We start from the raw sequence: 10,713 nt of genomic DNA on the forward strand, positions 1-10,713 counted from the left end.
GTCCGCGCGCCTAGCATCCCGGGCCTCCCTGTCAAGGACGCTTCGCGCCGCTACGCGGTCGCGAAGCGATCCTTGACAGCGAGCCTCTCCCGGGATGCTTGATGGCGCAGACAAGGGCGGGCTCCGCCGCGCCCTCGTCCAGCGCGGACAGCCCTCACCGGCACCACTGGTCACGCTGACCGGACGTTTCTCCCGGTTCTCGTACGAAGCTTCGGCACGGAACCGGGAGATTCGTCGCAGAACCTCACCTCGTGGGCTCGATCTGCGATCTCGGTCCAGATAGTGGATCACGATCGAAGATCGAGGCGGCCCGACACGTCTGCCTCACCGTTGGTGCGGCTTACCCGCCCGTGTTCGGGCGGGTAAGTCGTGCTGGCGGTGAGGAAGTCGCCACGGACTCTGTCCACCCGGGCCGGCGGTGCATCAGCCACCGAACCGGCACCTGAGGTCGCCCGGAACGGTGGTTCATGCACCGCCGGGTCGGGTGGCCGCGCAGGCGACGGCGAGCCGAGCTTGCGAGGCCTCGCCGTTGCGCGCCGAGGAGCAGACCGCGAGAGGCTCGGGGTCAAGGATCGCCGCAGGCGACCGCGCAGCGGCGCCGCAGGCGTCCTTGACGCCGAGACGCGGTCTGCTACGCGCGCGGCCACCCGACCCGGACCACCCGTGACCCCGTGACAGAGATGGGCTTCGAGGCTCGCTGCGCTCGCACCTCAGCCGACGTGGGTCACCAGGGGAAGTCGTCGGGCGTGCTGCCGTCACTCACGCGAGCCGACTGCGCAGCCAACGTCACCAGGTCGCCGTTGACGAGCTGGCGACCGCGCCGGGTCTCGGCCACGCCGTTGACCTTGACCACGCCGGCGGCGAGGAGGTCCTTGGCGGCGGAGCCCGACTCGACGAGGTTGGCGAGCTTGAGGAACTGGCCGAGCTTGATGGACTCGTCCTCGATCGGGACCTGCACTGGATCTGCCATGGTCACTAGTGAATCACTACCGACACCGTGTGGATCAGCAGCCCCACGAGCCCGCCGACGATCGTGCCGTTGATCCGGATGAACTGCAGGTCGCGGCCGACGTGGAGCTCAATGCGCTCGGCCGCCTCCTTGCCGTCCCAGCGCTCGATGGTGTGGGTGATCACGGCCGTCAGGTCGTTGCCGTAGCGCTCGACCACGAAGACCGCGGCGTCGGCCGCGCGCCGGTCGAGGCGCTCGCGGAGGGCGACGTCGTCGCCGAGCCGGGCCGCGAGCGCGCGGACCTCGACGAGGAGGCGACGGCGTACGGCGCCGTCGGGGTCGGCGAGCGACGTGGTGAGAGCGCGCTGCAGCGCCTGCCACAGCGAGATGCCCGACGTGACGACCGCCGGGTGGTCGAGCAGCCGGTCCTTGAGGCGCTCGGCGCGCTCCTGGGTGGCCGGGTCGGAGAGCAGGTCGTCGGCGAGCCGGGCCAGCAGCGAGTCGAGGGCGAGCCGGCCGCGGTGCTGCGGGTCGCGGCGGATGTCGCCGACCCAGCGCACGATCTCGACGTGGGCCCGCGCGGTGACCCGCTCGTTGAGTCGGTCGGGCGCCCACCAGGGGGCACGCTCGCCGAGGACGTCCTGGACGGTGCGGGGGTTGGCCTCGAGCCAGCCGAGCAGCTCCTCGAGCGCCAGGTCGACCAGGCCGTGGTGGATGTTGTCGCGCAGGGCCTCGGACAGCAGGCTCCCGAGCAGCGGTGAGATGGGCTCCTCGCGGAAGCGCGGCACCAGTGCCTCGGTCACCAGGGCCTCGACGTGCTCGTCGCGGACCTTGCCGAGCGCGATGCACGCGACCTCGGCCACCTCGTCGACCACACGGCGCGCGTTGACGTCCTCGGCCAGCCAGGCCCCGGCGCGGGCGGCGACGCCGGCGGCGCCGATGCGCTCGCGGATGATCCCCTCCTGGAGGAAGTTCTCGCCGACGAAGTCCTGCAGGCCCTTGCCGAGCTCGTCCTTGCGCCGCGGGATCAGCGCGGTGTGCGGGATCGGCAGGCCGAGCGGGTGCTTGAAGAGAGCCGTGACGGCGAACCAGTCGGCGATCGCCCCGACCATCGACGCCTCCGCGCCGGCGTTGACGAACCCGAGGGCGCCGTCCTGGCCGAGCGTGACGACGTAGACGACGGCGGCGAGGGCGAGCAGCGAGACCGCCACCGTCCGCATCTGCCGCAGTCCTCGGCGGCGAGCATCGTCAGCGCTGCTGTCGACCGCGGGCGCGGACGGGGGCGACGGGGGCGGCGTGGTCGACACCTCGGAAGTCTCCCCCACCGCACGCCCGTCGCAGGCGGAGCCCCGCCGCGGGGCGTCGGTGCCAGGTCCCACCCGTCCCGCGTGGAACACTGGCGGCCATGCCAGACGTGCCGAGCGAGAGCGCTCCCCCACCGCGCACCGTGATCACCTTCGGGACCTTCGACGTCTTCCACGTCGGCCACCTGCGGGTCATCGAGCGCGCGGCCGCCCTCGGCGCCCGCCTCGTCGTCGGGGTCTCCGCCGACGCGCTCAACCTGCGCAAGAAGGGCCGCGAGCCGGTGTTCAGCCAGTCCGAGCGGCTCGAGATCGTCGCCGCCCTCAAGGCGGTCCACGAGGTGTTCGTCGAGGAGAGCCTCGAGCTCAAGCGCGACTACATCACCCAGTTCGCCGCCGACGTCCTCGTCATGGGTGACGACTGGGCCGGCCGCTTCGACGAGTTCCAGGACATCTGCGAGGTCGTCTACCTCCCCCGTACGCCGGCCATCTCCACCACGGCCCTGATCGAGAAGATCTCCGGGGGCTGATCGCCATCCCTCCCCGTGCGCTGCCGGCCCTGCTGGCCGCCGTCCTGGTCGGTACGGCGCTGCTCGTGCCGTCGGCCGCCGGAGCGACCGCGGTGCGCGCGCCCGACCGGCGCGACGACCCGCCCCTGGTCGTGGCGAGCAAGGTGCTCAGCGGCCAGGCCGGTCAGGACGCGCGCGACCGCCCCGAGGCCACGCTCGCCCTGCGCGACTTGTTCTTGGCCCGGCCCACGCTCGGCGACGTCGGCGGTCGCTTCGCCGGCGGGCTGCTGGCCCGCCCCACCGCCGGAGCGGGCGACCCGTTCGCCGACGGCTACACCGCGCCGGCGACCCGTCGCTGCAGCGCCCACTTCTGCCTGCACTGGGTGCGTCGTGGCGCCGACGCGCCCGCGACCCCCGCCTGGCCCGCCGCGACCCTCCGGGTGCTCGAGCAGGTGTGGCGCCACCACGTCGACACCCTCGGCTACCGCGCGCCGGACACCGACGGCCGGCGCGGTGGCAACGCCAAGTTCGACGTCTACCTCAAGGACGTGGGCAGCCGAGGCCTCTACGGCTACTGCGCCCCCGAGCGGCGCGTGGCGGGGCAACCCCAGCAGGCCAGCGGGTTCTGCGTCCTCGACGACGACTTCGCCCGCGCCCAGTTCGGGCGGGCGCCGATGCAGACGCTGCGGGTCACCGCGGCCCACGAGTTCTTCCACGCCGTCCAGTTCGCCTACGACTTCACCGAGGACCCCTGGCTGCTCGAGTCGACCGCGACCTGGATGGAGGAGCGGTTCGCCGACGGCGTCGACGACAACCGCGCCTACCTGCAGTTCGGCCAGCTGGCGCGCCCCCAGGTGCCGCTCGACCTCTTCGAGACCGGCGGCTACGCCCACTACGGCAACTGGACGTTCTGGGAGTTCCTCGGCCGCCGCTACGGCATCGACGTCGTGCGCGAGGTCTGGCGTCGGGCCGGCACCGGCGGCGGCCTGCCCGACGACTACTCGACGCAGGCGCTGGCCCGCGTGCTCGCGCCCCGCGGCGGGCTCCCCCGCGCCTACGCGGCGTACGCCGCCGGCAACCTCGACCCGGCCCGCACCTATCCCGAGGGCTCGGTCTATCCCCTGCCGCCCGTCGTCCCCCGACGCCTGTCGGCCACGGCAAGACGGACCACGGTGACCACCCGGCTCGACCACCTCACCTCGCGCGCCGTGCGGCTGAGCCCCCGAGGCTCGCTCCCCCGCGGCCAGCGGCTCGCGCTCGCGCTCGACGCCCCTGACCGCAGCCGCGGCTCGGCGGCCTACCTCGTCCTGACCCGTGCCGACGGCAGCGTCCAGCAACGCCAGATCCGGCTCAACCGCAGGGGATTCGGCAAGACCCGGGTGCGCTTCGACCGGTCGACGACGTCGGTCACGGTGGTGCTGGCCAACGCGTCCACCCGCTACCGCTGCGACCGCGGCACCACGCTCGCCTGCGAGGGGACGCCGCTCGACCAGCGGCGGCGCTTCGTGTTCCGGGCGTCGCTCCTGCGCTAGGACGAGCCGCTCATACGCTCGCCCAGGCGGTCGAAGCAGCGGGCGGCCATGCCGTGCCACATCCGTGTGAAGGCCGGCATCACGAGCCGGCCGGGCAGGGTCGGCCGGATCTCCCACGACCACGTGATGCGCGTCCCGCTCCCGTCGGGCACGAACACCCAGAGCCCGTCGACCGCGGCGACGAGCAGCTTCATCGGCCCCGCCACGTCGGCCAGCTCGTAGCCGAACCGGTGCGGCGCGTCGAGCACCGTCAGCACCTCGGTCGTCCGCCCGCCGTCGGTGAAGTGCAGGGTGCGCCGCTGGCCGACCTCCTGCACCCACGGTCCGCTCTGCTCGACGCGGGCGACCCCGGGGATCGCGAGGTGGCGTCGTCCGAGCACCTCCTCGAGCGGGACCGGCGCCACGACGGCGTACGCCGCCTCGACCGTCACGGGAAAGGTGCGGGCGTGCTCGACGTGCGTCACGAGCAGCACGGTACCGAGGACCCCGGCCGCGCGGCTCGGCCGCGCCGACCGTGATCCGGAACACCTTCCTCGGGTCGGAAACGATGCCGGGTAAAAGTTGAAATTTCTACTTCCCGCACGCTGGCAGGGCTCGTTTGAACCGATTCAATCCATGGGGACACCTTGCCTTACCTACGCCATCGCACCCTCGCCACCTACGCCGTCGTCGCGCTCGCCTCGGTCGGCCTCACGACGCTGCCGCAGCCCGTCGCGGCCGCCGCTGATGAGGACACCTCACAGGTCCTCGTGTCCGGCCCCGAGCTGGACAGCCGGGTCATCTTCCAGGACTTCAGCTTCTACCAGCCCTACGAGAGCAACACCTACACGACGCTCGCCGACAAGGCGGGCGACCTCGACGCCCTGGGCATCACCGACGTGTGGATGGCGCCGCCCTACCGCGCGCTCGACGCCTACAACGAGGAGGGCTACGCGGTCACCGACCGCTACGACCTCGGCGAGTTCCCGGCCGGCCACGACGGCGCGACCGCGACCAAGTACGGCACCAGCACCGAGCTCAAGGCCGCGGTCGCGGCCCTGCACGCGGAGGGGCTCAAGGTGCAGACCGACATCGTGCCGAACCAGGTCTACCTCTACCAGGACCGTGAGGTCGTGCCGGTCACCGCCGTCGACCAGTGGGGCACGCCCAACCGCGCCGACGTCGTCAACAAGCTCTACGAGGTCTACACGGTCGGCGGCGGCGCCGGCGCCCAGAAGTACGGGCAGATCAAGACCTGGAAATCGACGAACCTCAACGGCATCTCGAACCAGGAGCTCGGCACCGACAGAGTGATGCTCGACGCCGACGGCACGCCCTACCGCTACCTCGGGGGTGACCCGACGACCAACGGCAACTACGTGCCCGCGGGCGGGATGCGGACGGCGCCCGACATCAACAACATCGACGGCTACCTGACCGTCGACGGCTACTACATCGCGGGCCAGCGCCCCGGTGGCGGCGACATCTATCGCTCCAACCTGCTCTGGTACGTCGACACGCAGGGCGGGACGACCTCGACCTACCTCGACTACGTCCGCGCGCACCCGCCTGTCGGCAGCGGCATCGTCGCCTCCGACAGCAACGGCGAGGTGCGGGTCAAGCTGATCTACGCCACGACCGACCAGGCCGCGGTCGACACGACCAACGACTACATCGGATCGCAACCGGGCTACAACCGGACCTCCGAGGCCGGCATCACCGCCCTGCGGTTCGACGACGGCGACACCGGCGACGTCAACAAGAACCTGCTGCAGTACGAGTTCCTGATCGGCCAGGACGTCGACAACTCCGACGCGACCGTGCAGGCCGACCAGACGAACTGGGAGGAGTTCCTCCTCGACCAGTACGACTTCGACGGCTTCCGCTGGGACGCCGCAGGTCACTACAACAAGGAGATCCTCCAGAACTCCGCGGACCTGATGCGCGAGCGCTCGGCGGTGGCCGGCACCGACGCGGCTGACAACCTGAGCTACATCGAGTCCTACGTCGACGAGCAGGTGCCGTTCCTCAACCAGAACGGCAACCCCCAGCTGGCCTACGACACCTCGCCGTACTACGCGTTCCTCGACGCGCTCGGCGAGGCCCAGCCCGAGCGCTCGCTCACCGACGTGTTCACCACCTCGAAGGTCGACCGCATCGGTGAGACCGGCACGGCCATCCCCAACTGGTCGTTCGTGACCAACCACGACACCGAGCACAACGACATGGCCGTCATCCCGGTCACCTCGGAGGAGGCCGGCGGCCAGCCCTACGGCACGAAGGCCTACCAGCTGGCGCAGTACGCGAAGTACACCGCCGACCGCAAGCGCGCGACCAAGCAGTACGCCCCCTACAACGTGCCGGCGGCGTACGCCATCGCGCTGACGAACAAGGACACCGTGCCCTCGGTGTTCTACGGCGACCTGTGGGAGGCCGCCGACTCCTACATGAAGACGAGGTCGCCCTACTACGACGCGATCACCGACCTGCTCGAGGTCCGGACGACCAACGTGTCCGGCAAGCAGGTCGTCAACGCCTACGCGTCGAACCTGTCGGACACCGCCGGTCAGGACCTGATCTCCAGCGTCCGCGAGGGTACCGACCGCGCCAGCGGCATCGGGGTCGTCGTCGGCAACGACGCGCGCATGAGCACCACGATCGAGGTGCCGATGGGCGCCGCGCACGGCAACCAGGAGTACGTCGACGCGCTCGGCTTCCGCGGCGAGACCCTCACCACCGACGCCGAGGGCACGCTGACCGTCGACATCGACGGCGTGCGCAACGTCCAGGTCAACGGCTACCTCGCCGCCTGGGTCCCGAAGTCCGAGGAGGTCGTCACGCCGACCGACCCGACCGGCCCGACCGACCCGGTCGAGCCCCCGGTCACCCCGACAGACCCGGACACCGGCCCGATCGCGTCGACGACGCGTCTGCTCGTCGCTTCCCGTCGCGTCGCCTACGGGCAGTCCGCGACGCTGGCCGCCGCGGTTCCCGTCGGCGCGACCGGCACCGTCACCTTCGCCGAGGGCACCCGGACGCTCGCGACCGCGACGGTCGAGGACGGGACGGTCACGGCTTCCACGCCCGACGACCTGTCCGTCGGGACGCACCGGATCACCGCTCGCTACTCGGGCGACGACGTCGTCGCGGCGAGCACGTCCACCACCAGCACGCTGGTCGTCACCAGGGCGACCACGACCGCCCGCGTGACACGCGTCGGCAACGTCGGTGGCGGCAAGCGGTTCCAGGTGCGGCTCGCCGCCCTCGCCAACGGCGAGCCGGTGACCGGCACCGTGCGCGTCCTCGTCGGCGGCAAGGTCGTGCAGGGGTTCACCCTGCGCGCCCGCAGCGCCGGCACCCGGACTGTCGTGCTCAGGCGCTCCTTCCCGACGAACGCCCGGGTGCGCGTCCGCTACCTCGGGTCGGCGCTCGTGCGGCCCGCCACGTCCCCTGCCGTGCGGATCACGACGCGCCGCTAGCTCCGGCGGGACAGCACCACGACCGCGACGGCGGCGCCTCGACGAGGCGCCGCCGTCGCGCGTCCCGGACCACCGATGAGTCCGTCGTCCGCCGAGGGTCGGCACCCCCATGCCCTCGATCCGCAGCATACTCCTGGCCAGCGCCGATCCCGACCGTCTGCGCGCCTGGTACGTCGACGCCCTGGGCCACGAGCCCGACGCCGACGGCTTCCTCGACCCCGAGGGGGTCGGGCTGCTCGTCGACGGCCGCGACGACGTCGCGCCGGCCACCGTCGAGCCCGGCCGCGTCGTGCTCAACCACCACGTCCCGTCGATCGCCGCCGCCGCCGCGCGGCTCGACGAGCGGGGCGCCACCTGGGTGTCGCCCGTCGAGCTCCGCGACGCGGGCCTCTGGTTCGGGACCGTCGAGGACCCGGACGGCAACTACGTCCAGCTCATCGAGACCACCCCGTCGTACTGGCGACAGAAGGACGAGCGGGCCGGACGGGTCGGCGGGCCGCTGAGCCACGCCCGTGCCGCCGTACGGCTCCCGGCGCAGGACCTCGACCGCGCCCGGCGGTGGTACGCCGACGTCCTCGGTCTCGAGCCGGCCGAGGAGCGCGACGGCGGGCTGCGCTACGCGTGCGGCGGCACGTCGTTCGTCGTCTTCGCCTCCACCGGCAGCGCGAGCGGCGCCCACACCCAGATGGGCTTCGACGTCGACGGGATCGACGACGTGGTCGCCGAGCTCACCGAGCGCGGGGTGGTCTTCGAGAGCGACGTCGTCGACGTCGCGGGGCACTACCCGTCGAGCGGGGCCAGCGGCGAGCGCGCCACCTGGTTCCGCGACAGCGAGGGCAACCTGCTGGGGCTCGGCGAGCTGGTGCGTCCGAACGCCACCTAGGCGTCTGCAGCCGTCAGCGGCTGGGCGATGCTCTCCAGCGACTGGCCCTCGGCCTTGACGCCGAGGAACGCCTCGACGAGGCCGCCGCCGATCATCAGCACGGCCCCGATGTAGTAGCCGACCGCGATGACGGTGACGTCGCCCTGGTCGACGCCCTTCTCGATCAGCCAGCCGAAGAGCAGCGGCCCGGAGATGCCGCCGGCGGCGGTGCCGATCGCGTAGAAGAACGCGATGCACAGCGCCCGGGTCTCCATCGGGAAGACCTCGCTGGCCGTCAGGTAGGCCGCGCTCGCCCCGGCCGAGGCCAGGAAGAAGATCACGACACCGAAGATCGTCAGCGTCGTCGCGTCGAGGCTCCCCAGGGACAGGCCCGCGACCGCCAGCAGGACACCGGACACCACGTAGGTGCCGGTGATCATCTTGACCCGCCCGACGATGTCGAAGAGCGGGCTCAGGAGCAGGGCCCCGGCGAAGTTGGAGGCCGCGAAGATCGCGAGGTACCACCCGGTCTGCTTCACGCCGAAGAACTCGCTGAGGGTGTCGCCGTAGGTGAAGAAGAACGCGTTGTAGAGGAACGCCTGGCCGACGAAGAGCGAGAAGCAGAGGACGGTCCGTCGGGGATAGAGCGTGAAGACGGTGCGGGCGATCTCGACGATGCCGATCGTGCGGCGCTGACGGATCGTGATGGTCTCGTCGACGTCGCCGAGCCGCTCCCCCGTCTCGTCGGAGATGGTGCGCTCGATGTCGCGGACGATCGACTCGGCCTCGTCCTCCCGACCGTGGATGAACAGCCAGCGCGGGCTCTCCGGGACGTGCCGGCGTACGACGAGGATGCCGACGGCCAGGACGCCGCCGAGCCCGAAGGCCAACCGCCAGCCGAGGCCGGCGTCGACGACGGACGGGTCGAGCAGCGGGATCGTGAGCAGGGAGCCACCGGCCGCGCCGAGCCAGAACGAGCCGTTGATCGCCACGTCGACGCGACCGCGGTAGGCCGCGGGGATGAGCTCGTCGATGGCCGAGTTGATCGCGGCGTACTCGCCGCCGATGCCGGTGCCGGTGAAGAAGCGGGCGGCGAGGTAGAAGAAGGGGCTCGGCGCGAAGGCCGTCGCCACGGTGGCGACCGTGTAGACGCCCAGGGTGACGAGGAACAGCTTCTTGCGACCGAACCGGTCGGTGAGCTGTCCGAAGAACAGCGCGCCGATGCACGCGCCCGCGACGTAGGTCGCCCCGGCCAGGCCGATGTCGAAGTTGCTCATCCCGAGACCGGTGCCCTCGGGCTTGAGCGCGTCGGACATCGAGCCGACGATCGTGACCTCCAGGCCGTCGAGGATCCAGACCGTCCCCAGACCGACCACGACCATCCAGTGCCAGCGCGCCCAGGGCAGCCGGTCCATCCGCGCCGGGATGTCGGTGGTGATCCGGCCGGTCTCGACGTCGCTCATGCACACGGTCTACTCCCGCCCCACCGCGTCGTTCTCCACCCCGGCGGGCGACCGGTGGCAGGATCGAGGCCGTGAGCGAGACACCCGACGAGACCCGTATCGAGACCAGCCGGCTGATCGCCGCGCCCGCCGCCGACGTCTTCGCCGTGCTCTGCGACCCGCAGGGCCACGTGGCGATCGACTCCTCGGGGATGCTCCAGGACGCCACCGGCGACCGGGTCGCCGCGGCCGGCGACACGTTCGTGGTCCACATGGACCGCGAGGCGCTCAACGACATCCCCGAGATGGGCAGGTACGACGTCGTCGTCACGATCGGCGACGACTTCGAGCCCGACCGGCACGTCTCGTGGTCGATCCTCGGGACCGCACGGCCGCCGATCGGGCACGTGTTCGGCTACCACCTCGAGCCCGTCGACGGCGGCACCCTGGTCACGACGTACTACGACTGGAGCGACATCCACCCCGACTGGGAGGCGATGGGGATCTTCCCGGTCCTCTCCGAGAACGCCCTGCGCGCGACCCTCGGCATCCTCGACCGCACCGTGCGCCGCGGCTACCCCCGGACCTAGGGCGGGGCGCGAGACAGTCGGCGGGGGTGCTGGTCAGGGGGTTCCGACCGTTGTCAGGGGTTGCAACCCC

Annotated in this window: 9 protein-coding genes; 5 read left to right on the top strand and 4 right to left on the bottom strand. The window is 71.6% G+C overall.

Features of this window, described 5'->3' with window-relative positions; genetic code table 11:
- Positions 1–724: 724 nt before the first annotated feature.
- Both Q7T52_RS12375 and Q7T52_RS12380 read right to left on the bottom strand, forming a co-directional pair.
- Positions 725–970: an RNA-binding S4 domain-containing protein gene (locus tag Q7T52_RS12375; protein ID WP_304802903.1), complete on the bottom strand. Its 246-nt coding sequence runs from the start codon at positions 968–970 to the stop codon at positions 725–727.
- Between the two features lie 5 nt (positions 971–975).
- A complete protein-coding gene (locus tag Q7T52_RS12380; protein ID WP_304802905.1) occupies positions 976–2,169 on the bottom strand; it encodes a DUF445 domain-containing protein in 1,194 nt (397 codons plus the stop codon).
- 185 nt (positions 2,170–2,354) lie between these two features.
- Between Q7T52_RS12380 and Q7T52_RS12385 the strand changes: the two genes are divergently transcribed.
- Together Q7T52_RS12385 and Q7T52_RS12390 are read left to right on the top strand one after the other, a co-directional pair.
- Positions 2,355–2,780 (top strand): adenylyltransferase/cytidyltransferase family protein, encoded by a 426-nt coding sequence (locus Q7T52_RS12385; protein ID WP_304802907.1) that lies wholly within the window; start codon positions 2,355–2,357, stop codon positions 2,778–2,780.
- 65 nt (positions 2,781–2,845) lie between these two features.
- Positions 2,846–4,291 (top strand): MXAN_6640 family putative metalloprotease, encoded by a 1,446-nt coding sequence (locus Q7T52_RS12390; protein WP_304802908.1) that lies wholly within the window; start codon positions 2,846–2,848, stop codon positions 4,289–4,291.
- On the opposite strand, the gene Q7T52_RS12395 is transcribed toward Q7T52_RS12390, so the two are convergent.
- Positions 4,288–4,755, bottom strand: a complete 468-nt coding sequence (locus Q7T52_RS12395) for an SRPBCC family protein (RefSeq protein ID WP_304802910.1) — start codon at positions 4,753–4,755, stop codon at positions 4,288–4,290. The genes Q7T52_RS12390 and Q7T52_RS12395 overlap by 4 nt on opposite strands.
- A 162-nt stretch (positions 4,756–4,917) precedes the next feature.
- Here Q7T52_RS12395 and Q7T52_RS12400 point away from each other — a divergent pair, with 162 nt between their 5' ends.
- Both Q7T52_RS12400 and Q7T52_RS12405 read left to right on the top strand, forming a co-directional pair.
- Positions 4,918–7,749 carry an Ig-like domain repeat protein gene (locus Q7T52_RS12400; RefSeq protein ID WP_304802913.1) on the top strand — a complete coding sequence of 944 codons (2,832 nt, stop codon included), beginning with the start codon at positions 4,918–4,920 and terminating at the stop codon, positions 7,747–7,749.
- Positions 7,750–7,858: 109 nt separating this feature from the next.
- Positions 7,859–8,632 carry a VOC family protein gene (locus tag Q7T52_RS12405; RefSeq protein WP_304802915.1) on the top strand — a complete coding sequence of 258 codons (774 nt, stop codon included), beginning with the start codon at positions 7,859–7,861 and terminating at the stop codon, positions 8,630–8,632.
- Here Q7T52_RS12405 and Q7T52_RS12410 read toward each other — a convergent pair.
- Complete coding sequence (locus tag Q7T52_RS12410) at positions 8,629–10,074, bottom strand: MFS transporter (RefSeq protein WP_304802917.1); 1,446 nt, start codon at positions 10,072–10,074, stop codon at positions 8,629–8,631. The genes Q7T52_RS12405 and Q7T52_RS12410 overlap by 4 nt on opposite strands.
- Before the next feature lie 71 nt (positions 10,075–10,145).
- Between Q7T52_RS12410 and Q7T52_RS12415 the strand changes: the two genes are divergently transcribed.
- Entirely contained in the window at positions 10,146–10,643 is a 498-nt protein-coding gene (locus tag Q7T52_RS12415; protein ID WP_304802919.1) for an SRPBCC family protein, read from the top strand.
- Positions 10,644–10,713: the final 70 nt, after the last annotated feature.

Source organism: Nocardioides sp., from assembly GCF_030655615.1.
In the GTDB taxonomy this organism is placed as follows: domain Bacteria; phylum Actinomycetota; class Actinomycetes; order Propionibacteriales; family Nocardioidaceae; genus Nocardioides.

Coding starts and splice junctions, on each gene's coding strand:
- Q7T52_RS12385 (WP_304802907.1), top strand. CDS start 2,355: ATGCCAGACGTGCCGAGCGAGAGCGCTCCCCCACCGCGCACCGTGATC.
- Q7T52_RS12380 (WP_304802905.1), bottom strand. CDS start 2,169: ATGCGGACGGTGGCGGTCTCGCTGCTCGCCCTCGCCGCCGTCGTCTAC.
- Q7T52_RS12410 (WP_304802917.1), bottom strand. CDS start 10,074: ATGAGCGACGTCGAGACCGGCCGGATCACCACCGACATCCCGGCGCGG.
- Q7T52_RS12375 (WP_304802903.1), bottom strand. CDS start 970: ATGGCAGATCCAGTGCAGGTCCCGATCGAGGACGAGTCCATCAAGCTC.
- Q7T52_RS12405 (WP_304802915.1), top strand. CDS start 7,859: ATGCCCTCGATCCGCAGCATACTCCTGGCCAGCGCCGATCCCGACCGT.